27 protein-coding genes are annotated in these 26437 nt (G+C 73.8%); 5 read left to right on the plus strand and 22 right to left on the minus strand.

The features are described from left to right. Positions 1–66: 66 nt before the first annotated feature. Positions 67–1014, minus strand: coding sequence for a 30S ribosomal protein S2 (gene rpsB / locus ACMT9T_RS03165; protein WP_116055105.1), 948 nt, complete (start codon positions 1012–1014; stop codon positions 67–69). Positions 1015–1240: 226 nt separating this feature from the next. Then, positions 1241–2698, minus strand: coding sequence for a sugar porter family MFS transporter (locus ACMT9T_RS03170; protein ID WP_414744197.1), 1458 nt, complete (start codon positions 2696–2698; stop codon positions 1241–1243). A gap of 119 nt (positions 2699–2817) precedes the next feature. Between ACMT9T_RS03170 and ACMT9T_RS03175 the strand changes: the two genes are divergently transcribed. Further along, entirely contained in the window at positions 2818–3366 is a 549-nt protein-coding gene (locus tag ACMT9T_RS03175; protein WP_414744198.1) for a murein hydrolase activator EnvC family protein, read from the plus strand. Positions 3367–3424: 58 nt separating this feature from the next. On the opposite strand, the gene ACMT9T_RS03180 is transcribed toward ACMT9T_RS03175, so the two are convergent. The 9 genes from ACMT9T_RS03180 to ACMT9T_RS03220 form a co-directional block, all read right to left on the minus strand. Beyond that, the gene (locus ACMT9T_RS03180; RefSeq protein WP_414744199.1) at positions 3425–4408 is read right to left on the minus strand and encodes a tyrosine recombinase XerC; all 984 of its coding nucleotides are present in this window, start codon (positions 4406–4408) and stop codon (positions 3425–3427) included. A 159-nt stretch (positions 4409–4567) separates the two neighbouring features. Continuing rightward, a complete protein-coding gene (gene dprA, locus ACMT9T_RS03185) occupies positions 4568–5887 on the minus strand; it encodes a DNA-processing protein DprA (RefSeq protein ID WP_414745853.1) in 1320 nt (439 codons plus the stop codon). Positions 5888–6090: 203 nt separating this feature from the next. Next, entirely contained in the window at positions 6091–7647 is a 1557-nt protein-coding gene (locus tag ACMT9T_RS03190; RefSeq protein WP_414744200.1) for a YifB family Mg chelatase-like AAA ATPase, read from the minus strand. Beyond that, positions 7647–8003, minus strand: a complete 357-nt coding sequence (locus ACMT9T_RS03195; RefSeq protein ID WP_414744201.1) for a YraN family protein — start codon at positions 8001–8003, stop codon at positions 7647–7649. Before ACMT9T_RS03195 ends, ACMT9T_RS03190 begins: the two co-directional genes overlap by 1 nt. Positions 8004–8114: 111 nt before the next feature. Then, positions 8115–8438, minus strand: a complete 324-nt coding sequence (locus ACMT9T_RS03200; protein WP_012298192.1) for a DUF2469 family protein — start codon at positions 8436–8438, stop codon at positions 8115–8117. An 83-nt stretch (positions 8439–8521) separates the two neighbouring features. Continuing rightward, a complete protein-coding gene (rnhB, locus tag ACMT9T_RS03205; protein ID WP_414744202.1) occupies positions 8522–9181 on the minus strand; it encodes a ribonuclease HII in 660 nt (219 codons plus the stop codon). Further along, entirely contained in the window at positions 9181–9933 is a 753-nt protein-coding gene (lepB, locus tag ACMT9T_RS03210; protein ID WP_414744203.1) for a signal peptidase I, read from the minus strand. The genes rnhB and lepB overlap by 1 nt, the downstream gene beginning before the upstream one ends. A 66-nt stretch (positions 9934–9999) precedes the next feature. Continuing rightward, entirely contained in the window at positions 10000–10344 is a 345-nt protein-coding gene (rplS, locus tag ACMT9T_RS03215) for a 50S ribosomal protein L19 (RefSeq protein WP_012298189.1), read from the minus strand. A gap of 173 nt (positions 10345–10517) precedes the next feature. After that, on the minus strand, positions 10518–11009 hold the full coding sequence (locus ACMT9T_RS03220; RefSeq protein ID WP_414744204.1) for a hypothetical protein: 492 nt from the start codon (positions 11007–11009) through the stop codon (positions 10518–10520). Positions 11010–11082: 73 nt separating this feature from the next. On the opposite strand from ACMT9T_RS03220, the gene map reads away from it, so the two are divergent. Beyond that, positions 11083–11850 carry a type I methionyl aminopeptidase gene (gene map / locus ACMT9T_RS03225; protein ID WP_414744205.1) on the plus strand — a complete coding sequence of 256 codons (768 nt, stop codon included), beginning with the start codon at positions 11083–11085 and terminating at the stop codon, positions 11848–11850. Between the two features lie 42 nt (positions 11851–11892). On the opposite strand, the gene trmD is transcribed toward map, so the two are convergent. From trmD to rpsP, 4 genes are read right to left on the minus strand one after another with little or no spacing between them, the layout of a single operon-like run. Continuing rightward, on the minus strand, positions 11893–12579 hold the full coding sequence (trmD, locus tag ACMT9T_RS03230) for a tRNA (guanosine(37)-N1)-methyltransferase TrmD (RefSeq protein WP_414744206.1): 687 nt from the start codon (positions 12577–12579) through the stop codon (positions 11893–11895). Between the two features lies 1 nt (position 12580). Beyond that, positions 12581–13210, minus strand: coding sequence for a ribosome maturation factor RimM (gene rimM, locus ACMT9T_RS03235; protein WP_414744207.1), 630 nt, complete (start codon positions 13208–13210; stop codon positions 12581–12583). Further along, on the minus strand, positions 13188–13424 hold the full coding sequence (locus ACMT9T_RS03240; protein WP_012038054.1) for an RNA-binding protein: 237 nt from the start codon (positions 13422–13424) through the stop codon (positions 13188–13190). Before ACMT9T_RS03240 ends, rimM begins: the two co-directional genes overlap by 23 nt. Before the next feature lie 3 nt (positions 13425–13427). Continuing rightward, entirely contained in the window at positions 13428–13841 is a 414-nt protein-coding gene (gene rpsP / locus ACMT9T_RS03245) for a 30S ribosomal protein S16 (protein WP_414744208.1), read from the minus strand. 272 nt (positions 13842–14113) lie between these two features. Between rpsP and ACMT9T_RS03250 the strand changes: the two genes are divergently transcribed. Next, the gene (locus ACMT9T_RS03250) at positions 14114–15247 is read left to right on the plus strand and encodes a glutamate--cysteine ligase (protein ID WP_414744209.1); all 1134 of its coding nucleotides are present in this window, start codon (positions 14114–14116) and stop codon (positions 15245–15247) included. 19 nt (positions 15248–15266) lie between these two features. Further along, positions 15267–16460 (plus strand): MarP family serine protease, encoded by a 1194-nt coding sequence (locus ACMT9T_RS03255; protein ID WP_414744210.1) that lies wholly within the window; start codon positions 15267–15269, stop codon positions 16458–16460. A 29-nt stretch (positions 16461–16489) separates the two neighbouring features. Here ACMT9T_RS03255 and ACMT9T_RS03260 read toward each other — a convergent pair whose 3' ends face one another. From ACMT9T_RS03260 to smc, 4 genes are all read right to left on the minus strand, one after another. After that, complete coding sequence (locus tag ACMT9T_RS03260; RefSeq protein ID WP_414744211.1) at positions 16490–16870, minus strand: VOC family protein; 381 nt, start codon at positions 16868–16870, stop codon at positions 16490–16492. A 145-nt stretch (positions 16871–17015) separates the two neighbouring features. After that, on the minus strand, positions 17016–18587 hold the full coding sequence (gene ffh / locus ACMT9T_RS03265; protein WP_414744212.1) for a signal recognition particle protein: 1572 nt from the start codon (positions 18585–18587) through the stop codon (positions 17016–17018). Between the two features lie 61 nt (positions 18588–18648). Then, complete coding sequence (gene ftsY, locus ACMT9T_RS03270; protein WP_116055072.1) at positions 18649–19521, minus strand: signal recognition particle-docking protein FtsY; 873 nt, start codon at positions 19519–19521, stop codon at positions 18649–18651. A gap of 20 nt (positions 19522–19541) precedes the next feature. Further along, complete coding sequence (gene smc, locus ACMT9T_RS03275; RefSeq protein WP_414744213.1) at positions 19542–23258, minus strand: chromosome segregation protein SMC; 3717 nt, start codon at positions 23256–23258, stop codon at positions 19542–19544. Positions 23259–23415: 157 nt separating this feature from the next. Between smc and ACMT9T_RS03280 the strand changes: the two genes are divergently transcribed. Next, positions 23416–24534 (plus strand): GNAT family N-acetyltransferase, encoded by a 1119-nt coding sequence (locus tag ACMT9T_RS03280; protein ID WP_414744214.1) that lies wholly within the window; start codon positions 23416–23418, stop codon positions 24532–24534. 12 nt (positions 24535–24546) lie between these two features. Here ACMT9T_RS03280 and mutM read toward each other — a convergent pair whose 3' ends face one another. Genes mutM through rpmF form a run of 3 tightly spaced genes read right to left on the minus strand, consistent with a single transcriptional unit; the run spans position 24547 to position 26434 of the window. After that, positions 24547–25482, minus strand: coding sequence for a bifunctional DNA-formamidopyrimidine glycosylase/DNA-(apurinic or apyrimidinic site) lyase (gene mutM, locus ACMT9T_RS03285; RefSeq protein WP_414744215.1), 936 nt, complete (start codon positions 25480–25482; stop codon positions 24547–24549). A 6-nt stretch (positions 25483–25488) separates the two neighbouring features. Further along, entirely contained in the window at positions 25489–26205 is a 717-nt protein-coding gene (gene rnc / locus ACMT9T_RS03290; protein ID WP_414744216.1) for a ribonuclease III, read from the minus strand. A 25-nt stretch (positions 26206–26230) separates the two neighbouring features. Next, the gene (gene rpmF / locus ACMT9T_RS03295; protein ID WP_012298174.1) at positions 26231–26434 is read right to left on the minus strand and encodes a 50S ribosomal protein L32; all 204 of its coding nucleotides are present in this window, start codon (positions 26432–26434) and stop codon (positions 26231–26233) included. Between the last annotated feature and the right edge of the window lie 3 nt (positions 26435–26437).

Here is a 26437-nt window from a genome sequence, read left to right on the forward strand (position 1 = left end):
AGGTGAGAGCCCGACGGGCGGACGCGGTTGCCCGCGCCCGCCCGTCGGGATGGTGCGTGTGTCGGACTACTCGGAGACAGGCGCCTTCTCGGCGTCGGTCGCCTCGGCCTCGATCTTCGCCTCGACGGCGTCGTCGGACTCGGGGGCGTGCACGGGGGCGGGGACCTCGTCGTCGGACTTCGCCTCGTTCTTGGCGGAGACCTCGGCGTCGACGTCGTTCTCCTCGACGGGCAGCGCGGCCTTCGCGGCGTCGCCCTGCTCGAGGAGCTCGCGCTCCCAGTCGGCCAGCGGCTCGGCGGGCGCGGAGCCCTCGGCGTCGGGCTTCTGGTGACGCTGGATGAGGCCCTCGGCGGCGGCGTCGGCGATGATGCGCGTCAGCAGCGCGACGGAGCGGATCGCGTCGTCGTTGCCCGGGATCGGGTACTGGACCTCGTCCGGGTCGCAGTTCGTGTCGAGGATGCCGATGACGGGGATGCCGAGCTTGCGCGCCTCGTCGATCGCGAGGTGCTCCTTCTTGGTGTCCACGACCCACATCGCCGACGGCGTCTTGGTGAGGTTCCGGATGCCGCCGAGGCTCTTCTCCAGCTTGTCGCGCTCGCGACGCTGGATGAGGAGCTCCTTCTTGGTGAAGCCGCGCGTCGTGTCGTCGAAGTCGACGAGGTCGAGCTCCTTGAGGCGGTTGAGGCGCTTGTGCACGGTCTGGAAGTTGGTCAGCAGACCGCCCAGCCAGCGCTGGTTCACGTAGGGCTGGCCGACGCGCTGCGCCTGCTCGGCGATGGACTCCTGCGCCTGCTTCTTCGTGCCGACGAAGAGGATGGTGCCGCCGTGGGCGACGGTCTCCTTGACGAAGTCGTAGGCCTTGTCGATCAGGGCCAGCGACTGCTGGAGGTCGATGATGTAGATGCCGGAGCGCTCGGTGAAGATGAAGCGCTTCATCTTCGGGTTCCAGCGCGTCTTCGGGTGACCGAAGTGGACGCCGCAGTCGAGCAGCTGGCGGATGGTGACGACGGCCATGGCCGTACTCCTGTTCCGGCGCGCGCTCACGCGGCGCGCCTCGTCGGTTCGCTCGGCGGTCGGGACGACCGCTGATCCTGGTGCCCGGCGCGCATCCGCTCCTCGGGCGACAGAGGACATCGCCGTGCGGAGACCGAGTGGATGCGGAGGCCTGATGGGCACGCGTAGTCACCCGACCTGGATCGGGTGCTGGTCGATGGTACCACCCGCCGGGCGGCCGGCCGGATCAGGCGCGCGCGGAGTCCTTGCGCTTCTTGGGCTTGTCGACGAAGAGGGTCTCGGCCTCCTCGAGGGACATGCCGTTCGTCTCGGGGATCTTCGTGAGGACGAAGACGAACGAGAGGGCGGCGAAGGCCGCGTACATGCCGTAGGTGAAGGGCAGCGAGAAGGCGGAGAGCGCCGGGAACGAGACCGTGATGACGAAGTTGGCGATCCACTGGGCCATCGCGGCGACGCCGAGGGCCTTGGCGCGGATCCGGTTCGGGAAGATCTCGCCGAGCAGCACCCACACGAGCGGGCCCCACGAGGCGCCGAAGCCGATGACGAAGACGTTGGCCGCGATGATCGCGATGACGCCGAACGGCTGCGGCAGGGAGACCTCGCCGCCGTCGGTCGACGACTGGCTGAAGCAGATGGCCATGACGGCGAGGGACACGGCCATGGCGAGCGAGCCGGTCAGCAGGATGGGACGGCGGCCGATGCGGTCGACGAGCGCGATGGCGATGAAGGTGACGGCGACGTTCGTGACGGCGGTGATGACCGAGGTCGTGAGCGACTGGGACTCGTCGAAGCCGACGGCCTGCCAGAGCGTCGTGGAGTAGTAGAAGATCACGTTGATGCCGACGAACTGCTGGAACACCGACAGGATGATGCCGATCCAGACGATGCCCTGCAGGCCCAGCTTGTTCCCGCGGAGCGTGCCGGTGCGCTTGGCGACGCGGTCCTCCTCGATCTGGCGCTCGAGGTCGCGGCTCGCGCGGTCGATGTCCTCCTGCTTCCAGACGCTCGCGAGGATCTCCTGGGCCTCGTCCTTGCGGCCCTTCTCCACCAGGAAGCGCGGGGACTCGGGCAGGCGGAAGGCGAGGAAGCCGTAGACGATGGCGGGCACCGCGCAGACGAGGAGCATCCAGCGCCACGCCTCGAGGCCGAACCAGAAGCCCTCCGACGCGCCGCCCGCGGCGCCGGCGAAGACGGCGTCCGAGAGCAGGGCGGTGAAGATGCCGAGCGTGATCGCGAGCTGCTGGAGCGACGCGAGGCGTCCGCGCAGGAGCTTCGGCGAGATCTCCGCGATGTACGCGGGGGCGACGACCGACGCGATGCCGATGCCGAGGCCGCCGACCACGCGCCAGATGGTGAGGTCCCAGACGCTGAATGCGAATCCGGAGCCGAAGGCGCTGATGAAGAAGAAGAACGCGCCCGCGATCATGGTCCAGCGCCGTCCGAAGCGGTCCGCGATCCGGCCGGCGAGGTAGGCGCCGAGCGCGCAGCCGAGCAGGGCGCTCGCGACGGCGAACCCGATGAGCGTCTCGCTCAGCTCGAAGCGGCCCTGGATCGCGGAGACGGCGCCGTTGATGACGGAGGAGTCGAACCCGAAGAGGAAGCCCCCCACCGCGGCGGAGACCGCCAGACCGATCGCGCGTCGCTGGAGCTTCTTGTCATCCCGGGGGGTCGTCGTCTCGTTCACAACGGACCACTCTGCCACTTCTCCGCCGCCCGGGGGACCGCGCAGGGCGCGACCGACGACGACGCCATGATGCCGCCGACGGGGCGACGCACGTGCGTCCTCGGGAGACGGAGGTGCGGATGCGCGGCGGCGTGGCGATGCGGAGGACGTGCGCGGTCGTGCTGACGGCGGGGATGCTGGTCGGCGTCGTCCCGCCGGGCGCGGGCGGTGAGGCGTTGGGCCGGTCCGCGGATGCCGCATCGTCCCCGGCGGCCCCGCGGTGGACCTGGCCGGTCGATCCCCCGCACACGGTCACGCGGCCCTTCGAGGCGCCGACCACCGCGTACGGGCCCGGCCACCGGGGCATCGACATCGCCGCGGAGCCCGGTGCCCGGGTGCGGGCTCCCGCCGACGGGACGGTCTCGTTCGCCGGCGTCGTCGTCGACCGGCCGGTCGTGAGCATCCGGCACGCCGACGGGCTCGTGTCCTCGGTCGAGCCGGTCGTGCCGAGCGTGTCCGCGGGCGACGCCGTGGTCGCCGGGCAGGTCATCGGCGCCCTGGCCGACCAGCCGCGTCACGAGCCCGCCGGCGGGCTGCACCTCGGGGCGCGCCTGCACGGGGAGTACGTGGATCCCGCCCTCCTCCTCGCCGCGCTGCGGCACGCGGTGCTGCTGCCGTTGGATCCGTGAGCCCGCCCGCGGCTGACGTCTCGCCAGAGCCGTGGCCCGGGCTCGTCAGCGCAGCGCGTCATGCCCGCGGGTGCGCACCCTCGTAGCTGCGGCGCAGCCGGTCGATGGAGACGTGCGTGTAGATCTGCGTGGTCCCGAGGCTCGCGTGGCCGAGCATCTCCTGCACCGTGCGGAGATCCGCTCCCCCGTCCAGCAGGTGCGTGGCCGCGGTGTGCCGGAGCGCGTGGGGACCCTGCGGCCCGGAACCGGGGATGTCGGCGAGGAGGGAGGCGACGAGCCCGTAGACCGCGCGCGCGCCCAGCCGGCCGCCGCGCGCGCCGAGGAACAGCGCGGTCCCCGTCCGCGGGGAGACGAGGGCCGGACGGCCGCGCGTGGCGTAGGCGTCGAGGGCCTCCGCGGCGGGGACCCCGAACGGGACGACGCGCTCCCGGTCGCCCTTCCCGAGCACGCGGACGGTGAGGCGGGACTCGTCGACGTCGCCGAGGTCCAGGCCCGTGAGCTCGGACACGCGGAGCGCCGACGCGTACAGGAGCTCGATCACGGCCAGGTCCCGGAGCGCGGTCGGGTCGTCCTCCTCCGCTCGGGCGGCGAGGCCGCCCAGCAGCGTGGACATCTGCTCGCGTGCCAGCACCCGCGGGAGATGGGCGCCGGCGCGAGGGGCCTTGAGCCGCACGGCCGGATCCGCGTCCACCCGGCCCGCACGGAGCAGCCATGCCCCGAAGCCCCGCACGGCGGCCGAGCGTCGCGCCAGCGTGGCGGATGCGAGCCGGGCCTGGGATCCGCGCCACAGCCAGTCGCGCAGCACCTCGAGGTCGAGGTCGGCCGACGCCGTGATCCCCAGCCGGGCGGCATGGGCCGCGAGGTCGCGCAGGTCCGAGGAGTAGGCACGCACCGTGTGGGTCGCGCTCCCCTGCTCGCGCTGCATGGCCGTCGCGAAGTCGGTGATGTCCGCCTCCAGGGTGGCGACGGTCGACGCCGGCGCGATGCGGGTGCGATCGGCTCCGCTCGACGACCCCGCGCCATCCGTCCGCCCCGTCTCCATCCCGGAAGGCTACGGCGACCGCGACGGGCGGGAGCACCACCTCGCCGGTGCGGCTCACCCCGAGGTCCTCCGGCGCGGCGGTCCGGCCGGGCGAGCATGCGCGCCGGTCGCCGGATGCGCACCTCGCTCCGTCGACGACTCCCGACGGGCGGACGCACCTCAGCGGGATCCCGCACGGCGGACCCACCCGCCGTCCGGTCGGGCCACCGCCCCCTCGAGCTCGAGCAGGCCGAGCACCGACGAGGTCTCCGCGACCCCCATCCCCGCGCGGGCCGCGACGTCGGCGGTGTCCCGTGGTCGCCGGACGGCCAGCGCGTCGAGCACGCGCATGACGCGCGGGTCGCTGCGGGCATCCGCGGCCGCCGCGCCCGCCGCGGGCTCGGCGGCATCCGGGTCGGCCCGGTCGCCGGCCCCATCACCCGATCGCGGGCGCACGCCTCCGTGCAGGCCGCCGTCACGGTGCCGACGCGCGACGGGGTCCCATCCCGGCACGAGCTCCATCACCTCGTCCGCCGACGTGACGCACACCGCCCCGGATTCCCGCAGGAGGCGGTGGCAGCCGGACGACGAGACGCTCGTCACGGGGCCCGGCACGGCGCCGAGCGGCCGTTCGAGCGCGAGCGCGTGGTTGGCGGTGTTGAGCGATCCGCTGCGCGCCCCCGCCTCGACCACCACGGTGGCCGCGCTCACCGCCGCGATGAGCCTGTTGCGCAGGAGGAACCTCCACCGCGTCGGGGACGCGCCGCACGGGAGCTCGGAGATCACCGCCCCGTCGCGGCGCATCCGCGCGAAGAGCTCGGAGTGCCCGGAGGGGTACAGGCGGTCGACCCCGCCCGCCAGGAACGCGACCGTGCGGCCGCCCGAGCCCACGGCTGCTCGGTGCGCCGCGCCGTCGACGCCGTAGGCGCCGCCCGACACCACCGCCATCCCGTGGTCCACGAGCCCGGATGACAGCTCCGCCGTGACGTGCTCGCCGTATCCCGTCGCGGCGCGCGCGCCGACGACGGCCACCGACCGCCGCAGCGCCGCCAGGGCCTCCGCGGATCCCGTGCACCAGAGCACGAGCGGGGCGTGCGCGCCGAGGTCGTCGACGCCCGTCGGCCAGAGAGGATCCCCGGGCACGAGCACGCGCGCGCCCACCGAGCAGGCCGCACGGAGCCGCGCCAGCGCCTCCGTGCGGACGAGTCTCGGCCGCCAGCGTTCCAGGGCGCTGTGGACCTCGCCGATGAGGGCCTCCCGCCCGTCCTCCTCCAGGTCGAGCCCGGCTGCCGCCATCGCGCCCACGACGGCGTCGGCCGACGCGTCCTCGACCACGGCCGCGAGCGCTGCCGCGGCGCCCAGGACGCCGACGACCGCCCCCGCGACACGATCACCGGGCTCGGCGATGCCGGACCACGTGCAGCGCGCCGCCGCGTCCTCCGGTTCCCCGTCAGCGACGTCCGCGTCGTGCTCCGCGGGCGCGGGTCGGAGGCACGCCATCAGCTCGCGGAGCTCGTCCACGGGCAGCCCGAGCCGCGCGATCCGGTGCGCACGCGCCGAGTCCGGCTCGCGGACGGCACCCGGACCCGGATGCGCATGCCGCCCTCGCGGCCGCGGCGCGGTGGGATCCGCCGGTTCCCCCGTCGCACCCGACGCTCCCGCGGCCGATACCCCGCCCTCTCCCCGTGGCACGCCCTCGCCGCTCACGAGGCGCCCCGCAGCAGGAGCGCGCGCCCCAGGTGGTCCTGATCGGGGCTCGTCGCCCCGTCGAGGTCCGCGAGGGTCCACCCGAGGCGGAGGACGCGGTCGTAGCCGCGCATGGTGAGGAGGCCGCGATCGAGGGCCCGGTCGAGGGCCGCCGTCGCTCCCCGGGCCACGCGCGCCTCGCGGCGCAGCCAGGTGCCCGCGGCCTGCGCGTTGGTGCGCCAGGGCGTCGGGGCCCACCGCTCGGCGGCCGCGTGCCGAGCTGCGGCCACGCGCACGCGAGCGGATGCCGTCGTGACCCGCGGCTCGTCTCCGGCGGCGCGGTGCACAGCGCTGGTCACGCGCCGCACGCCGAGCCGGATGTCCATCCTGTCCATCAGGGGGCCGGACAGGCGCGCGAGGTAGCGCCGACGGGCCTGGGGCGGGCAGGAGCAGTCGGCGCCGACGACGCCGTAGGCGCCGCACGGACAGGGGTTGGCGGCCATGACCAGCTGGAACCTCCCGGGGAAGTGGGCGACGCCGTTGGCCCGGTGGATGCTGATGACCCCCGACTCGAGCGGCTGCCGCAGGCAGTCGAGCACGGCACCCGCGAACTCGGGCGCCTCGTCGAGGAAGAGCACTCCCCCGCTCGCGCGCACCGCGGCGCCCGGGCGGATCCGTCCGCTGCCGCCGCCGACGATGCCGGCGGCGCTGGCCGTGTGGTGCGGGGCCTCCAGCGGCGGTCGCACGGGCAGCTCCGGTCCCAGGCGCTCGCCGCAGAGCGACCGGATGCACCCGACCTCCAGCGCGGCCTCCTCGTCGAGGTCGGGCAGGAGGCCGGGGAGCCGCTGGGCGAGCATGGTCTTGCCCGCGCCCGGCGGTCCGAGCAGGAACATGTGGTGCCCGCCCGCCGCCGCGACGACCAGCGCCTCCACGGCCTCCTCGTTGCCGACGACGTCCCCGAGGCAGGGATCCGCCGTCTGCTCCTCCCGGAGCCCACGACCGGCGTCGCCCGTCGCGGCCGCCCGGACCGCGCCCAGCTCGTCCTCGGGCTCCGGGTCGAGCTCGGCGCCGTGGTGGATGGCCGCGTCGCGGAGACCCGACACCGCGATGACGGTCATGTCGGGCACGAGGGACGCCTCGTCCTCGTGGCACCGCGGCACCATGACGCGGCGGACGCCCGCCCGCCGGGCGGCGAGCACCGCGGGCAGGATGCCGTGCGTCGGCCGCAGTCGCCCGTCGAGCCCGAGCTCGCCGAGGTGCACCGTGCCGGCGACCGACTCGGCCGAGACGGACCCGCCCGCGGCGAGCACCGCGAGGGCGATCGCGAGGTCGAAGCCGGAACCGTGCTTCGGGAGGACGGCGGGCGAGAGGTTGACGGTGACCCGCCGCACGGGGAACTCGCATCCCGCGTTGCCCGTGGCCGCGCGGACCCGCTCGCGGGCCTGGCTGAGGGCGGCGTCCGGCAGGCCGATGAGAACGAAGCCGGGGAGCTGGCTCGTGATGTCGGCCTCGACGTCCACGAGCGCGCCGTCGAGGCCGGAGAGCGCGACGGCCAGGGTGCGCCCCACGGCCATCAGCAGGCGCTCCGGACGACGTCGACCGTGGGCGTGCCGCCGCGCGGCCACACCACACCGACCACGTCGATCCGCACGGGACCGCGGCGCTCGGGATGCGCCTCGCACCACAGGCCCGCGAGCACCCGCAACCGCGCCGCCTTCGCGCGCGTCACCGCCTCCAGCGGGTGACCGTAGGCGAGGCCCGCGCGCGTCTTCACCTCCACGAGCACCGTGGTGCCCGCGTGCGTCATCACGAGGTCGATCTCGCCCTCGCGGCACCGCCAGTTGCGCTCCACGAGGGCGTAGCCCCGCTCGGTCAGATGCCGTGCGGCGAGCTCCTCGCCGCGTCGTCCCAGGTCCTGCTCGCGTGTCATGCGCACCTCCGCGAGGAGGATGCGGTGCGGGGCACGCACCCACGGCGCCGCTGGGCGACCCCGTGCGCTGCACGCCTCGAGGAGCGGCTGGGGAGGGAGCCCGGAGGCGCCCTACTCGTCGATGGCGAGCTCCTTGGGGAGCTCGAACTCCTTGGCCGACAGCTCCTCGACGTTGACGTCCTTGAAGGTGAGCACGCGCACGGACTTGACGAAGCGGTCGGAGCGGTACACGTCCCACACCCACACGTCGGTCATGCTGAGCTCGAAGTAGAAGTCGTGCTCCGTGTCGCGGCGCACCAGCTCGACCTCGTTGGCGAGGTAGAAGCGCCGCTCGGTCTCGACCACGTACTTGAACTGGGACACGATGTCCCGGTACTCGCGGTAGAGCGCGAGCTCCACCTCGCGGTCGTAGTCCTCGAACTCGTCGTCATCCATGGTCCGTCGATCCTATCCGCCCGCGAGGAGGTCGCCCTCCGCACGGCAGGGCGCCGGCCGGCGCGGGTGGGGCAGGCGGCGGATCAGGCGGAGGCGTCCGCGAGGACGCCGCCCAGCCAGGTGCGCCGGTGCAGGTCGGACGCCCCGCGCTCGCGGATCGCGTCGAGGTGGGCCGCGCTGCCGTAGCCCTTGTTGCCGGCCCAGCCGTACTCCGGCTGGTCCTCGTGCCAGGCCGCCATCATCCGGTCGCGGTCGACCTTGGCGAGCACGGACGCGGCGGCGACGGACGCGCAGTCGCGGTCGGCCTTGACGCGCAGGCGCACCGGCACCGGATGGGCGAGGTGCGGCGTGAGCCAGTCGTGCGCCCCGTCGAGCAGGACCACGCTGGCGAGCAGCGGCACGCCCGCGTGATGCAGCTCGACGAGCGCCCGTCGCCCGGCGAGGCCGAGGCACGCGGTGATCCCCAGCTCGTCCACCTCGGCCGCGGAGGCCATGCCCACGGCCGAGTGCTGCGCCCAGCCCGCGACGGCCGGGTGCAGCGCCTCACGGCGCTTCTCGCTCAGCATCTTGGAGTCGCGCAGGCCCACGGGGAACGCCCCGGCGTCGGGTCCGATCGCCGCCATGCCGACCGCGACGGGCCCGGCCAGGGCGCCACGCCCTACCTCGTCGCAGCCGATGACGAGGGCGGCGCCGGCCCCGAGCAGCTCGCGCTCGACCTCGAGGGTCGGGTCGGCGACCGGCATCAGCGGGCGGGAGCGGGATCCGGCACGTCGCCGAACGTCTGCGGGAAGTCGTCGAGGAACGTCCAGCGGTCGACCGGCCACGTGATGACGAACGCACGTCCGACGACGTTGTCGATCGGCACGAAGCCCTTGGTGGGGCCGTCGACGTTGAAGCGGGAGTCCTGGGAGTTGTCGCGGTTGTCGCCCATGACCCACAGCGAGTCCGCGGGAACGGTCACGTCGAAGTCGACCTCCGAGGCGCGGCTCTCGCCCGGCTGCAGCTTGATGTAGGGCTCGTCGAGCGGCACGTCGTTCACGCTCATCTGGCCGAGCGAGTTGCAGCAGACGACGTGGTCGCCCGGCAGCCCGATGAGGCGCTTGATGAGGTGGTCGTTGCTGTCCGACGCGGACAGGCCGACGGTGGTGAGCGCCCAGTCGACCGCGGCCGCGAGCGGCGGCTTGTCGACCTCGGGCGACGGCAGGAGCCAGCCGCCCGGATCGCGGAACACCACGACGTCCCCGTGCTGCAGCGGCACGAAGCGGGGCGTGAGCTGGTTGACGACGATGCGGTCGTCGATCTGGAGGGTGTCCTCCATCGACGCGGAGGGGATGTAAAAGGACCGGATCAGGAACGCCTTGATCAGGACCGATACGAGGAGGGCCACCACGAAGATGACGAGGACGTCCCGGAGGAAGGTCTTCCATCCACGGGACGTGCTACCGCTGTGCCTACCCGAGGATGTCGTCCCCACGGGCGTCGTGCCTTCTGTCATTTAACCGCCTGAGCTCCCGGCAAGTGTAGATGCCGGGAGCTCAGAGGGATGACAGGTGGGGATGAGCTAGGAGCGCTTCTCCTTGATCTTCGCCTTCTTGCCGCGCAGGTCGCGCAGGAAGTAGAGCTTGGCGCGGCGCACGTCGCCGCGCGTCACGACCTCGATGTGGTCGATGACCGGGGAGTGCACCGGGAAGGTGCGCTCTACGCCGACCTGGAAGCTGACCTTGCGGACGCAGAACGTCTCGCGGACGCCCTCGCCCTGGCGGCCGATGACGATGCCCTGAAACACCTGGATGCGCGAGCGGCTGCCCTCGACGATGTTGACGTGGACCTTGACCGTGTCGCCGGCGCGGAAGTCGGGGATGTCCGACCGCAGCGACGCCTTGTCGACGGAATCGAGGATGTGCATGGTGTACCGCTCTCTGCAACCGCCACGGGTCGACTGCGCATCAATGTCTGGATGGGGAACGGCCCGCATGGATGGCCGACTCCCCCGTGGCAGGGTCGGCGGCAGGCACGATCGCCCATTGTGTCACCTCGGGCGCGTCGAGCGCAAAGCGCAGGCCCGGGGCGACGCCCGGTTCACTCCAGGCGGATGGTGCGCCCGGCGTCCGGACCCTCCGCGGCCCGCCACTCGGGCGGCCGCGGCTGCGCGTCGCGCTCGATGACGGCCATGACCTCCTGCATGCGCTGCCGCGTCTCCGCGAGCAGCTGCCGGACCGCCAGCCCGACCAGCGCGGCGGCGGCCAGCACGGCGACGACCGCGCACCAGGTGCTGACGACCGAGTAGGTGCCCGCGCCGACGACCGCGAGGGCGAGCACGCCCATGACGACCGCGTCCGTCGGGGACACCGCGCGCTCGGTGCGCACGGAGCGGCGCGCGAGCACGAGGCCGAGCGCCGCGAGAAGCGCGATCCCGAGGGCGCCCGCGGAGATCATCACGAGGAGGAGCTCCCACCCGCCCGAACCGAAGGCGGCCCAGCCGACGAGCAGCCACGCGGGGAGCACGACGACCGCGGCGAACTGCCACCGGTAGAGCGCGCGACGGAGGCGGATGGCCGTGGGCTGCTGCATGCGCCCATGCTACGAGCGCATCCTGGACGCCACGGGAGGGGCTCCCGTGCGGTGCTCCCGTAGGATCCATCGCGTGATGGAACTGCGAACGCCCGCCGAGATGGACCAGATGCGACCCGCCGGGGAGTTCGTGGGGCACGTGCTCACGACCCTGGCCGCGCAGGCCGACGTCGGCGTGAACCTCCTGGAGCTCGACCGGCAGGCCCACCGCCTGATCCGCGAGCGCGGCGCCGAGTCCTGCTACATCGACTACCACCCCTCCTTCGGCGCGATGCCCTTCGGCAAGGTGCTCTGCACCTCCGTCAACGACGGCGTGCTGCACGGCCTCCCCCACGACTACCGGCTGCAGGACGGCGACCTCCTCAGCCTCGACTTCGCCGCGTCCGTCGACGGCTGGGTCAGCGACTCGGCCGTGAGCGTCATCGTCGGCACGCCGCGCGAGGAGGACGTGCGCCTCATCGAGGTGACGACCGCGGCGCTCGAGGCCGGTATCCGCGCCGCCCAGCCCGGCGGCCGCACGGGCGACATCTCGGCGGCCATCGGCGCCGTCGCCACCGAGGCCGGCTACTCCGTCAACACCGACTTCGGCGGGCACGGCGTCGGCCGCACCATGCACGGCGACCCGCACATCGCGAACCAGGGCCGTCCGAACCGCGGCGTGCCGCTGCGACCCGGCCTCGTCATCGCCATCGAGCCGTGGTTCCTGCAGACGACCGACGAGATCTACACCGACGCGGATGGCTGGACCCTCCGCAGCGCGGACGGGTCCCGCGGGGCGCACATGGAGCACACGGTCGCCATCACGGAGGACGGCCCGCTGATCCTCACCGCGCGCTCCTAGGCACGCGGCGCCGGCCAGACGCTGCCGGCCGACCCGGAGGCGCTAGTCGGGCAGGAGGTCGGGGCGGACGCGACGCGTGCGCTCGATCTGCTGCTCGCGCCGCCACGCCGCGATGGCGCCGTGGTTGCCGCTGCGGAGCACGTCGGGCACGGCGAGGCCGCGCCACTCCTGCGGCTTCGTGTAGCTGGGGTGCTCGAGGAGCCCGTCGGAGTGGCTCTCCTCCACGAGGCTCGCCGGGTTGCCGACGACGCCGGGCACGAGCCGCCCGATGGCCTCGATCATCGCCATCACGGCGACCTCGCCGCCGTTCAGCACGTAGTCGCCGAGGCTGACGAGGCGCACGCGCGCGCGGGTCGCCGTGTGGTCGACGACGCGCTGGTCGATCCCCTCGTAGCGGCCGCAGCCGAAGGCGAGGTGCGGCTCCCGGGAGAGCTCCTGCGCCATGGCCTGCGTGAAGACGTCGCCGGCGGGCGACGGGAAGATGACGACGGGATCCGTGTCGTCGGCGAGCACCGCGTCCATCGCCTCGCCCCACGGCTCGGGCTTCATGACCATGCCGGCGCCGCCGCCGTAGGGCGTGTCGTCGACGGTGCGGTGCCGGTCGTGCGCGTAGGAGCGCAGGTCGTGCAGGCGCAGGTCGATGAGGCCGGACTGGCGTGCGCGGCCGAGCAGGGAGATGTCGAGCACCCCGAAGAACTCCGGGAAGATCGAGACGATGTCGATCCGCATGTCAGCGGGCGTCGTCGCCCTCGGGGGCGGCGTCGGCGGGATCCGCGGCGGGCGCCTGCGGCTCCGCGTCCGGGACCTCCTCGAACAGGCCGAGGGGCGGCGTGACGACGAGCGTGCCTGCCTCGACGTCCACGGACGGGACGATGGCCTGCACGAACGGGACCAGGACGGTGCCCGTCGGGGTGTCGACGTGCAGCAGATCCTGCGCCGGGAAGTGGTCGACCAGGGAGACGGTGCCGACCTCGACGCCGTCGCGGAGGACCTTCAGGCCCACGAGCTGGTGGTCGTACCAGGCGTCGGGCTCAGCGGGCTCGTCGGCCGGCGGGGTCATCCAGAGGATGGCCTTGGCGAGCGACTCGGCGGCGGTGCGGTCGCCGACCCCCTCGAAGAAGCCGACGGGGTGGCTGTTGTACCAACGGAGCTCGACGAGCGTGAGCGTGCGGCCGTGCCAGGGGGACGACTCGGGGACCTGCAGCGAGAACTCGGCGCCGGGGACGAACCGCCTGTCGGGGTCGTCCGTGAACAGCTCGAGCTTGACGGCTCCCTTGAGCCCGTGCGCCTTGGTCAGCCGGCCGACGCGGAATGCCGCGGGGTCACGGGCGATGTCCTCAGGAATCGGTGTCCACCACATCGACGCGGACGCGCTGGCCGTCGGCGAGAGCCGAGACGAGCGTCCGGAGGGCCTTCGCGGTGCGACCCGCGCGGCCGATGACCCGGCCGAGGTCCTCGGGGTGCACGCGCACCTCGAGGACCTCGCCGCGGGGGGATCCCTTGCTCGTCACGGAGACGTCGTCCGGGTGCTCGACGATGCCCTTGACCAGGTGCGCGAGCGCGGGAGCGAGCATGGGCTAGGCCTGCTCCTCGGTCGCCTCGGCCGAGGCCTCGGCGGCCTCGGGCGCGGGGGCGGCCTTCTCGGTCTTGGGCTTCAGGACCGGCTTCTTCTTCTCGTCCGCGACGTAGGCGGGCTTCGCCTCGCGGGTGCGGACGGTGGAGACGGCGTCCTTGTCGCCCTTGAAGCGACCCCAGTCGCCCGTGAGCTTGAGGAGGGCCTCGACCTGCTCGGTGGGCTGGGCGCCCACGGAGAGCCAGTACTGCGCCCGCTCCGACTGGACCTCGATGAACGAAGGCTCCTCGGTGGGGTGGTACTTGCCGATCTCCTCGATGACGCGACCGTCGCGCTTGGTGCGCGAGTCGGCGACGACGATGCGGTAGTACGGCGCGCGGATCTTGCCCAGGCGCTTCAGACGGATCTTGACAGCCACAATTCTCCTGAATTTCTTTGTGTGGGGTGAACTGACGGCCGTGAGCGTGGGGGCACACTCGGCATAGGTTCGATGGGGTCTCGCGGCGCCTGATTAGAGGGTCGGACGATCGCGGACTCGACAGATCATTATGGCAGACGTGGGGCCTGCCCGGGACCCCTCCCGTCGGCGCGCCGCACGGCGTCATCGCCGGGACGCCCCGCGGGGTGCGTGGCATGATCGGACGACACCCGGCGCATGCGCCCCGAGACCCCGTGGACGGCAGGACCCGCATGCAGATCGACTTCGCCCGGCAGCCCCCCTCCCGCGTCGGGATCGAGTGGGAGCTCGCGTGCGTCGAGCGCGGGTCCGGGGAGCTCGCCGGGGTCGCGCCCGAGATCCTCCGGTCCTTCCCCGCGCAGGACGCGCATCCGCACGTCACCGGGGAGTTCCTCACCAACACGGTCGAGGTCGTCAGCGCGCCGCACTCCCGCGTGGGCGACGCCGTCGACGACCTGGCCCGCCTGATCGAGCGCGTGGTGGGCGTCGCGGATCCGCTCGGCATCGACCTCATGTGCGCGGGCACCCACCCCTTCAGCGCGTGGCCCGACCAGGACGTGACGCCCGACAACGAGCGCTACGCCACGCTCCTCGACCGCACGAGGTGGTGGGGCCGGCAGATGATGATCTGGGGCGTCCACGTGCACGTCGGCATCGACGACGCGTCCAAGGCGCTCCCCATCCTCAACGCGCTGCTCGTGCACCTCCCCCGCTTCCAGGCGCTCAGCGCCTCGAGCCCGTACTGGTCCGGGCAGGAGACGGGGTACGCGTCCAACCGGGCGCTCATGTTCCAGCAGCTGCCGACCGCGGGGCTGCCGCCGGACCTCACCACCTGGGCCGACTACGAGCGGCTCGTGGGCGACATGACCCACGTCGGGGTGATCGACCACCACAGCGAGCTGCGCTGGGACATCCGGCCCGCGCCCAAGTGGGGCACGCTCGAGACGCGAGTGTTCGACGGCGTCTCGACGCTCCGGGAGATCGCCTCGCTCGCGGCCCTCGTGCAGTGCCTCGTGCACGACATGTCCGCGACGCTCGACCGCGGCGAGGAGCTGCCGCGGATGCAGCCGTGGTTCGTGCGGGAGAACAAGTGGCGCGCGGCGCGCTACGGCATGGACGCGATCATCATCCAGGACGCCGCCGGCGAGGAGGCCCTCGTCGGCGACGACACCCGGGCCCTGGTCGAGCGCCTCGCCCCCACGGCCGACGCGCTCGGCTGCGAGGCGGAGCTGCGCGGGATCCTCGACATCGTCGACGGGGGCGCGAGCTACCAGCGTCAGCTCCGCGTCGCCGAGGACGCCGGCGGCGCGCTCGCGCCCGTGGTCACCCACCTCGTGGAGGAGCTGCGCTCAGGTCTCGGCCGGTGACCCGGGAGAGGATGAGGGGGTGAGCCCCGCCGTCGACATCGTCATCCTCGTCGTCGCCGTGCTCGCGGCCGTCGCCGGCTGGCGACGCGGGGCCATCGTCACGGTCGCCGGGCTCGCCGGCATCGTGCTCGGCGTGGTCCTGGCCCTCGCGATCACGCCGGCGTTCCTGGCGCTGCTCGACCGGTTCGGGGTCGCCGACGGGATCCAGCGCACGTTCGCCGCGGCGATGCTCATGCTCGTGACGACCTCGCTCGTCAGCGGGATCCTCGCGCAGATCGCGAGCGTCCTCACCCGCCTGCTGCGCCCCCGCGGCGCGGCCCGCGGGCTCGACCGTGGCGTCGGCGCCGTCGCGGGCATCGCGGCCTGGGCCGTGTCCGTGTGGTTCATCGGCGGCTTCCTCGGCTCCAGCGGCGTGATCCCCGCGGTGCAGCTCGCGTCGTCGTCGCGCGTGCTCGCGACGCTCGACCGCGTGAGCCCCATCTCGAGCGGCACCGCGCTGTCCGCTCTCGACGACGCCCTCCACGACGTCGGCTACCCGCGCGTCTTCGCGAACGGCGAGGAGGCCATCGCCGACACCGCGGCCCCGGACACCGACGTGCCGGAGGCCGTGCGCCGCTCGGCGTCGAGCGTCGTGAAGGTCCTCTCCTCGGCGCCCGCCTGTGGGACCTCGTCGTCCGGCAGCGGCTGGGTCGTGCAGGGCGACCGCGTCGTGACCAACGCGCACGTGGTGACCGGATCCGACGAGGTCTACGTGCAGCAGGGCGGCACCGGCGACCTGCTGCGGGCGGACCTCGTGGTGTTCGACCCGTCCCGGGACGTCGCGATCCTCGCCGTGCCGGGGCTGACCGCCGCGCCGCTCGCCCTCGGCGACGAGCTCGCCGCGTCCGACGAGGCCGTCGTCGCCGGGTACCCGGGCGGCAGGCCGTACCAGGCCACCGGCGCGCGGATCCGCGAGGTCGTCGACGCGCTCGGCACCGACATCCAGCACGAGCAGCCGGTGACGCGCGAGGTCTACTCGGTGCGCGGCACGGTGCGGCCGGGCGACTCCGGCGGCGCCCTCCTCGATCCGCAGGGGCGCGTGGTCGGCCTCGTGTTCGCCACGTCGACGGTGGACTCGCAGACGGGCTACGCGATGACGCTCGACGAGATCGCGCCCGTGCTGCAGCAGGCCGGGGCGAGCGCGCCGGTGGACTCGGGGCGCTGCGCGGTCTGACCAGTTCCGCCGGGGACCGCCGAGGCGTCTCAGCCGGCGGCGACGACCGAGAGCACGTTGCCCGCGGGATCGCGGAACCACGCGATGTCCGGGCCGTTCCCGCGCATGATGCCGCGGGCGTCCGTGGGCATCCCGTCGTAGATCGCCGTCGCGACGCCCCGGCCGTTCAGCTCGACGACCGCGGCCTCCACGTCGTCGACCGCGAGGTTCAGGACCGTGAAGGCGGCGGGCACGTGGTCGGGCTTCGGGTAGACGAGCACGCGGGCGCCGGAACCCGGGAGCACGAGCCGGAGCATGCCCATCTCGGGCACCTCCTCCACCTCGAGGCCGAGCGTGCCGCGGTAGAACGCGAGGGCGGCGGGGACGTCGTCCACGCTGAATCCGCTGAAGGCGGTGACGGGTGCGAACACGGGGAGCTCCAGACGGGCGGGACCGCGACCGGTCGCCGCGATGCTGCCCCCACGCTGGCACGCCGGGACGCGCGCGTCGAGGGATGCGACGACGGCGCCCTCCCGGTGGGGAGGACGCCGTCGGGCATCGTGCGGATCGGGTCGGTCAGCGCCCGAGGAACTTCTGCAGCGAGGCGAGCTCCTCCTCGCTCGGGGCGCCGTTCGCGCCGCCCTTGGCCGCGCCGGCCAGGCCGAAGCCGGATCCCGCGGGAGCCGTGGGCCCGCCGATGCGCTGGCCGGACGCGAGCGCCGCGTTCTCCTGCGCGCGCTTGGCCGGGTTGCCCGACTTCGAGCCCTTCTTCTTCTGCTGCACGGGCTTGCGGCTCGAGTGCGCGCCGGGCATCGGGCCCATGCCGGGGATCTGCGGCATGCCGCCGCGCGCGACCGTGCGCATCATCTTCGAGGCCTGCTCGAAGCGCTGCACGAGGCCGTTGACGTCGGTGACGGTCATGCCGGATCCGCGGGCGATGCGGAGGCGGCGCGAGCCGTTGAGGAGCTTCGGGTTCTGGCGCTCGGCCTTGGTCATCGACTGGATGATCGCCTCGGTGCGGACGATCTCCTTCTCGTCGAAGCTCTCCAGCTGCTCCTTCATGGCGCCCATGCCGGGGAGCATGCCCATCATCTTCTTCAGCGAGCCCTTGCCGCGGAGCTGCTGCATCTGCTTGAGGAAGTCGTCGAGGGTGAAGCTGTCGCTCGCGAGCTTCTGGGCGACCTCCATCGCCTCCTCCTCGTCGAAGGCCGACTGGGCCTGCTCGATGAGGGTGAGGATGTCGCCGAGGTCGAGGATGCGGCTCGCCATGCGGTCCGGGTGGAAGGGCTCGAAGTCGTCGAGGCCCTCGCCCGTGGAGGCGAACATGATGGGGCGGCCCGTGACGGAGGCGACCGAGAGGGCCGCGCCGCCGCGCGCGTCGCCGTCGAGCTTGGAGAGCACGACGCCCGTGAAGTCGACGCCGTCCTGGAAGGCCTTCGCGGTCGCGACCGCGTCCTGGCCGATCATGGCGTCGATGACGAAGAGGACCTCGTCGGGGTCGGTGGCCTTGCGGATGTCCGCGGCCTGCCTCATCAGCTCCTGGTCGACGCCGAGGCGGCCGGCCGTGTCGATGATGACGACGCTGTACTGCTTGTCGACCGCGTGCTTCATCGCGTCCTTGGCGACGCGGACCGGGTTGCCCTTCCCGTTGCCGGGCTCGGGCGCGAACACGGGGACGCCCGCCTGCTCGCCGACGACCTGCAGCTGCTGCACGGCGTTCGGGCGCTGGAGGTCGGCCGCGACGAGCATGGGCGTGTGGCCGTCCTTGGCGAGCCACTTGCCGAGCTTGCCGGCGAGGGTCGTCTTGCCCGCGCCCTGGAGGCCCGCGAGCATGATGACCGTCGGCGGGCGCTTCGCGAACTGGATGCGGCGCTGCTGGCCGCCGAGGATCCCGACGAGCTCCTCGTTGACGATCTGCACGACCTGCTGGGCGGGGTTCAGCGCCTGGCTGACCTCGCCGCCGAGCGCGCGCTCGCGGACGGACGCGGTGAAGGCCTTGACGACGTCGAGCGCGACGTCGGCCTCGAGCAGCGCGCGGCGGATCTCGCGGACGGTGCCGTCGACGTCGGCGGCGCTGAGCTTGCCCTTGCCGCGCAGGTTCTTGAAGGTCTCGGCGAGGCGGTCCGAGAGTGTTCCGAAGGTAGCCATGGTGGGTCCAGCTTAACCGGCGCCGGACGGGCGTCGGGCCAGCGCCCGGGTGGGAGGCGGGTCAGCCGACCAGGTTCTGCGCGAACACGTGCGGCGTGAAGCCCGTCAGGTCGCCGATGCCCTCGCCCTGGCCGATGAGCTTGATGGGGATGCCCGTGCGCTCCTGCACGTTGAGGATGAAGCCGCCCTTGGCGGATCCGTCGAGCTTCGTGATGACGAGGCCCGTGACGCCGCCGTGCTCGATGAACGCCTGCGCCTGCGCGAGCCCGTTCTGGCCCGTGGTCGCGTCGAGCACGAGGAGGACCTCGGCGATGGGCGACTGCTTCTCCACCACGCGGCGGATCTTCGACAGCTCGTCCATGAGCCCGCCCTTGGTGTGCAGGCGGCCGGCCGTGTCGATGATGACCATCTCGGTGCCCGTGCGCATCGCGTGCTCGACGGTCTGGAAGGCGACGCTCGCGGGATCCTGGCCGGGCTGCTGCGGGCGGACGATCTCGGCGCCCGCGCGGTCGGCCCACGTGGCGAGCTGGTCGACGGCCGCGGCGCGGAAGGTGTCCGCCGCGCCGACCACGACCGTGCGGCCGTAGTTGCGGAGGAACTTCGCGAACTTGCCGATGGTGGTGGTCTTGCCGACGCCGTTGACGCCGACCACGAGGATCACGGCGGGCCGTGCGCTGAGCTTGAGCGTCGGGTCGTGCTTGGCGAGGCGCTCCTCGATGCTCTCGCGGAGCATGCGCTGGAGGTCGCGCGGGTCGGTCGTGCGGTAGCGCTCGACCTTCTGGCGGAGGTCCTCGATGGTCGCCTCGGTGACGTCGGGGCCGAAGTCCGCCGTGATGAGGGCGGTCTCGAGGTCGTCCCACGTGGTCTCGTCGATCGTGGGCTTCGCGAACATGCCGCGCAGCGCGCCGGAGAGGGACCAGGGGGTGCGTGCCATGTGCCCAGCGTAGCCGCGCGTCAGGAGGCGGCCCGCTCCTCCTGATCGGCGGCGTCGGGCGGCGCCGCGTCGGGCGCGGGCGTGGCGTCGGCGGATGCCTGGGCCGGGCGCTCCTCGCGGCTGACCCGCTGGCCGACGACCGCGCTCACGCCGTCCTGCCGCATCGAGACGCCGTAGAGCGCGTCGGCGATCTCCATGGTGCGCTTCTGGTGCGTGATGACGATGAGCTGCGACGTGTCGCGGAGCTGCTCGAGGATCGTGAGGAGGCGGCCGAGGTTGGCGTCGTCGAGCGCCGCCTCCACCTCGTCCATGATGTAGAACGGGCTCGGCCGGGCGGTGAAGATCGCGATGAGCAGGGCCACGGCCGCGAGCGAGCGCTCCCCGCCGGAGAGCAGGGACAGCCGCTCGATCCGCTTGCCGGCCGGCCGCACGCTCACCTCGATGCCCGTGGTGAGCAGCTGCTCGGGGTCGGTGAGGTGGATGCTGCCCGTGCCGCCCGGGAAGAGGATCGGGAAGACGCGGTCGAACGCCTGCCGGGTGTCCTCGAACGCGGCGACGAAGACGCCCTGCATGGTGCGGTCGATGTCGTCGATGATCGTGAGGAGGTCGGCGCGCGTCGCCGTGAGGTCGGCGAGCTGCTCCGTGAGGAAGAGGTGGCGCTGCTCGAGCGCGGCGAACTCCTCGAGCGCGAGCGGGTTCACCCGGCCGAGCTGCGCGAGCTTCCGCTCCGCGACCTGGAGGCGGGCGCGCTGCTCCTCGCGGTCGAAGGGGCGGGTGGCGACGGGCTCCGCGTCGACGGCGTGGTCGTCGTCCGCGGCATCCGCGGCGGGGGCCTCCGTCGGACCGTCCTCCTCGGGATCCGCGCTCGCGTCCGCGCTCGCGTCCCCGGCATCGGCGCGCGGTCGCTGCCGCGGCGGGAGCGGAGCCTCCTCGGGGACCGGCACGTCGGGCCCGTACTCGGCGACGAGCACCTCCTCCCCGAGGCCCAGCTCGCTCGCGGCGCGCTCGAGCAGCTGCGAGACCTGCAGGCGCTTCTCGTAGATCTGCAGCTCGAGGCCGTGGACGTCCTCGGTGATCCCGTGCAGGCGCTGGCGCAGGTCGGCCTCCTCGCGGCGGAGGGCGGCGAGCTCGGCGTTGCGGCCGGCCCGGGCCTCCTCGGCGCGCGCGAGGACGAGGCGGGCCTCGGCGGTGCTGCGGTCGGCGGCGCGCACGACGGCGGGCAGCGCGTCCGCGACGGAGGCGGCGCGGGCGATCTGGCGGCGGCGGATCACCTGGCGGCGCGCGGCCTCCTCGGCGGCGGCGCGCTCGGCGGCCAGGCGGCGCTCGAGCGCGACCGTGCGCTCCTGCTCGGCGCGCACGCGCTCCCGCGCGGTCTCGACCTGCAGGCGCGCCTCGATCTCGGCCTCGCGCGCGGCCTCCCACTCGGCGACCAGGGCGTCGCGGCCGCTGGCGTCGAGGACGGGCCGCGGGCGGGATCGGGCCTCGTCGAGGGCGCGGCGGGCGGCGTCGGAGGCGGCGACGGCCTCGTCGACGGACGCGCTCGCGAGGTCGAGGCCGCGCTGCACGCGGGTGAGCTCGGCCGCGGCGGACTCGGCCTGCGCGCGCGAGCGGCTGAGGCGCTCGGCGTGGGCGGCGAGGCGCGCGTCGGCCTCGCGCAGGCCGCCGAGCGCCGCGGACGCGCGCTCCCGGGCGGCGCGGAGGCGCTCCCGGCCGGCCGCGAGGTCCACCTTCAGGTCGTCGATGCGGGCACGCACGTCGGTCAGCGTCGTCGCGGCGGCCTCGCGCGCGGCGACGAGCTCGAGCTTGGAGCGCGTGGCGCCGGATCCGCCGCGCAGCACGTGCGCGGAGACGACCTCGCCCGCGCGGGTGATCGCGGTGGCCGGCGCATCGGGTCCGTCGAGGAGCGCGACGGCCGCGGCGAGGTCGTCGACGATCACGACGCCGGCGAGGATCCGCAGCACGCCGTCGGGCGCGTCGACCACGGAGGACGCGGGCACCGGGCCGTCGGCGGCGGGCGGGGTCTCGGCGGCCCCGGCGGACCCGGCGACCACCACCTCGACGCGCCCCAGGTCGTCGTCCACGGCGCGACGGAGGGCCGCGACCGCGTCGTCGTGGGTCTCGGCGAGCACGGCGTCGGCGAGCGTGCCGAGCGCGGCCGCGACGGCCGCCTCGTAGCCCGGGTGCACGTGGACGTGCTCGGCGAGCAGTCCGCGGACGCCGGCGAGGCCCGCGGCGACGAGGTCGCTGGATCCGTCGCGCTGGTCGAGCGCGCTCGCGAGCGCCTGCTCGCGCGCGGCCAGGGCGTCGCGCTCGCGCTCCCTCGCGTGCAGCTCCTCGCGGACGGCCTCGATGGCGGACTCCTCGGTCGCGACGTCGGCCTGCGCGTCCTCGTAGGCGCGCGTCAGCTCGGATCCGCCCTGCTCGTCGGCCTCGCCCTCCGCCTCGCCGCGCTCGCGCTCCGCCTCCGCGGCGGCGAGCCGGGCCCGCGCGGCGTCGAGCGCGTTCTGCTGCCGGAGCACCTCGCCGCGCACGGCCGCGAGCCGGGAGCCCGCGGTCTCGGCTCGGCCCGTGAGCCCCGCGATCTCGAGGTCGTGCCGGGAGACGAGCGCGCTCTGGGCCTGGATCTCCTCGTCGAGCGCGTCGAGCGCCTGCCGGGCCGCGGCCGTCGCCTGGCGCGCGGACGCCCAGCCCGCCTCGGCCTCGCCGATGAGCTGCGTGAGGCGCTCGGCCTCGTCGCGGGACTCCTGCACCTGCGCGGGCGTGATGCCGGAGGCGGTCTCGGGGGCGTCGTCCGCGGATCCGAGGAGCGCGAGCCGCTGCTGCGCGAGGGACAGCAGGTTCCGCAGGCGCTCCTGCACCTGCTCGAGCGCGAAGGCCGTGCGTCGGGCGCCGTCGACCTCGTCGCCCTCCTGCTCCTCGACGATGCGCTCCGAGCGCAGCACGGCCCGGTCGAGCTTCTCCTGCAGCACCATGCGCTCGGTCGTGCGCTCCTCCTCGGTGCGCGTGTGCTCGGCGAGGGCGCGGCGCAGCGTGACGACCTCGTCGGCCACGAGCCGGGCGCGGGCGTCGCGCACGACGGCGGCGACCGTCTGCGCCTGCCGCGCGACCTCCGCCTGGCGGCCGAGCGGCTTCAGCTGGCGCCGGATCTCCCCGGCCAGGTCGTTCAGCCGCGTGAGGTTCGCCTGCATCCCCTCGAGCTTCCGAAGCGTGCGCTCCTTGCGGCGACGGTGCTTGAGGATCCCCGCGGCCTCCTCGATGAAGCCGCGCCGCTCCTCGGGCGTCGCGCGCAGGACGTTGTCGAGCCGGCCCTGGCCGACGATGACGTGCATCTCGCGGCCGAGCCCGGAGTCGCTCAGCAGCTCCTGCACGTCGAGCAGGCGGCAGGACGTGCCGTTGATCGCGTACTCGCTGCCGCCGTTGCGGAACAGCGTGCGGCGGATCGCGACCTCGGTGTAGTCGATGGGCAGCGCGCCGTCGGCGTTGTCGATCGTGAGGGTGACCTCCGCGCGGCCGAGCGGTCCGCGCGTGGAGGTTCCGGCGAAGATGACGTCCTCCATCTTGCCGCCGCGGAGGGTCTTCGCGCCCTGCTCGCCCATGACCCAGGCGAGTGCGTCGACGACGTTCGACTTGCCGGATCCGTTCGGCCCGACGACGCAGGTCACGCCCGTCTCGAACTGGAACGTGGTCGGCTGCGCGAACGACTTGAACCCCTTGAGGGTCAGGCTCTTCAGGTGCACGCCCGTCGCCCTCCTCGCCACATGGTCGGGATCACGGTACCGGACCGGACGCGCCCGACCGGGAGCCGCGCGCGGCCGGCCGCCGACGGAGGCCCCGCCGCTAGCGTGGGAGGACGCCGGCCGACGACGGCCCGGCGCGCCGACGAGGGAGCCGACCATGCCGCACGCCGCCGACGACCGCGCCTCGCCCGTGGAGGAGGTCCGCCCGCCGAGCGCACCCGGCGCCCCCGGCTGGGAGGACTTCGTCGCCCTCACCGACGTCGTGAACCGCGCGCAGTCGCACGACCTCGGGCACGACGCGTTCGTGTGGCTCCCGGAGGAGCTCATCGGCGACTACGCCGACGTCGCGCACGTCCGCAAGCGCCTGTTCGCGGCACGGGTCGACGGGCGGGTCGTCGGCCGGGGCCTCCTCACCACCTGGCTCAACGACCCGACGACCTCCGACGTCGCGGTGTCCGTCCTCCCCGGGCACCGGCGCCGCGGCATCGGACGGGCGCTGCGCGAGCGCGTGGAGCGGATCGCCGTCGACGAGGGCTGCCGGACGCTCACCGGCTTCTCGATGCACCGGGCCGAGGCGAACGGGACTCCCGTCCCGTCCCCCACGGGCATCGGCGCGGTCGGCGCCGACGACCCGTCCTCCCGCTTCGTCGTCGACGCCGGCTACCGCCTCGGGCAGACGGCGCGCACGAGCGCGCTCGACACCACGGCCGCGGCCCCGACGCTCGCCGCCCACCTCGCGGACGCGCGCCGAGCAGCGGGCGACGCCTACCGCGTCGTCTCCTGGGTGGACGCGACGCCCGAGCACCTGCTCGACGACCTCGCCGTCCTGCACACGCGCATGTCGACCGACACCCCGCAGGGCGACCTCCCGCAGGCGGAGGACCCGTGGGACGCCGACCGGATCCGCGAGGCCGAGGAGCGACGTGCCGCCGCCGGGCGCACGGGCATCGTGGCCGCGGTCGAGCACGCCGCGACGGGCCGCCTCGTGGGCTTCACCGAGATCGCCGTCTCCCCCAGCGGCCGACGCTCCGACGGCCACGAGTACGCGTACCAGCAGGACACCCTCGTGCTCGCCGAGCACCGCGGTCACCGCCTGGGCATGCTCCTCAAGGCCGGGAACCTGCGGCACCTCGCGCGCGAGGCGCCCGGCGCCGACCGCGTCGTCACCTGGAACGCGGACGAGAACCGGCCGATGCTCCAGGTGAACGAGGCGCTGGGCTTCCAGCACGTCGCGACGAGCGGCAGCTGGCTGCGCGAGCTCGGCCCGGCGCGCTGACCGGCCGGCGGGTCAGGCGGCGGCGGTCCCCGGATCCGGCAGCACCTGGCAGTGCGGGCAGAGGTGCGAGCCGCGGTTCATGAACGCCTCGCGCGCGATGGACGTGCCACAGCGCGGGCACGGCTTCCCCTGCTGCCCGTAGACGTTGAGGGAGTGCGAGAAGTAGCCGGACGCGCCGTTGACGTTGACGTACTGGGCGTCGAAGCTCGTGCCGCCCTCGGCCAGCGCCCGCGCGAGCACGTGCCGCACCTCGGCGAGGAGCCGCAGCGCGCGCCCGCGGCCGAGCTGGTCGGTGGGGTGTGCGTAGTGGATCCGCGCGGCCCACAGCGCCTCGTCGGCGTAGATGTTGCCGATGCCGCTCACGAGCGTCTGGTCGAGCAGCGCGCGCTTGATCCCCGTCCGCCGCCGGGCGAGGCGGTCGAGCAGCAGCTCGTCGTCGAAGGCCGGGTCGAGGGGGTCGCGCGCGATGTGGGCGACCTGGGTCGGCACGAGGGCGCCGTCGGATCCGCGTCCGCCCGCGTGCCCGTCAGGAGTCGCGACGAGGCGGTCGACCGCCATCGAGCCGAAGATGCGCTGGTCGACGAACGCGACCACGAGCTCGCCGTGCACCGGGTGCTCGATGCCCATGCGGATCCGCAGCAGCCCGTCCGGGTCGGACCCGGGCTCGCGGAGGAGCACCTGCCCGCTCATGCCGAGATGCGTCACGAGCGCACGCGGGCCGGTCGCGTCGCGCCCGGCGTCGGGCTCGAGCGGCAGCCAGAGGAACTTGCCGCGGCGGACCGCGGAGGTGATCACGCGCCCGACGAGCAGGTCGACGAAGGCGCCCTCGAGCGGGTCGTGCCGCTTGAGGGAGCGGGCATCGAGGATCTCGACGCCCGTGATGCGGGCGCCGGCTACGGCCGGCTCCAGACCGGCGCGGACGACCTCGACCTCGGGGAGCTCGGGCACCGCGGGTCAGGCCGTGGTGCGCGCCTCGAGGCGCGTCCACGCCTCGAGCGCGGCCGTCATCTCGGCCTGCTTCTTGCTGGATCCCTCGCCCGTGGTGCGCACGGCGTCGCCGACCGTGACGACCGCGTGGAAGCGCTTGCTGTGATCCGGACCGCTGTCGCTCACGACGTAGACGGGCGCGGGCAGGCCCTGGCGCGCGGCGCTCTCCTGGAGCGCGGTCTTCGGGTCCATGGCGGCGCCGAAGCGCTCGGGGTCCTCGAGGAGCGGCGCGATGAGGCGGAGCACGAGGCCGGTCGCGGCCTCTCCCCCGGCGTCGAGGTAGCAGGCGCCGATGATGGCCTCGACGGTGTCCGCGAGGATCGACGACTTGGCACGGCCGCCCGTGAGCTCCTCGCCGCGGCCGAGCAGCAGGTGCTCGCCCAGGCCGATGCCCGTGGCCACCTCCGCGAGGGCGACGCTCGAGACGAGGCTGGCGCGCCGTTTGGCGAGCTCGCCCTCGTCGAGGTCGGGGTTCTCGAGGTAGAGCATGACCGTGACGGCCTGCCCGAGGATGGAGTCGCCGAGGAACTCGAGGCGCTCGTTGTGCGGGATGCCGCCGTGCTCGTACGCGTACGAGCGGTGGGTGAGCGCGAGCTCGAGGAGCTCGGGGCTCACGTCCACGGCGAGGAGGCGCCGGAGCGCGTCGCGGTCGCCGTGGACGCGGGATCCCGGGGTGTCGGTCATGTCCGACGTTCCGTGCGGGCGGCGACTAGACGTCGGCGACCTTGCGGCCCTTGTACTCCATGTACAGGGGCGTGCCGGCGGCGTCCTCGATCACGCGCGCGCGGTGCGGCATGGAGTAGACGACCTTGCCGTTCTCGATGGTCTTGACGAGCGTGGGAGCCTCGGCCTTCCACTGCGAGCGACGCGCACGCGTGTTGGATCGGGACATCTTTCTCTTGGGAACAGCCATGGG

Source organism: Clavibacter vidaverae (assembly GCF_047529985.1).
Taxonomy (GTDB): domain Bacteria; phylum Actinomycetota; class Actinomycetes; order Actinomycetales; family Microbacteriaceae; genus Clavibacter; species Clavibacter nebraskensis_A.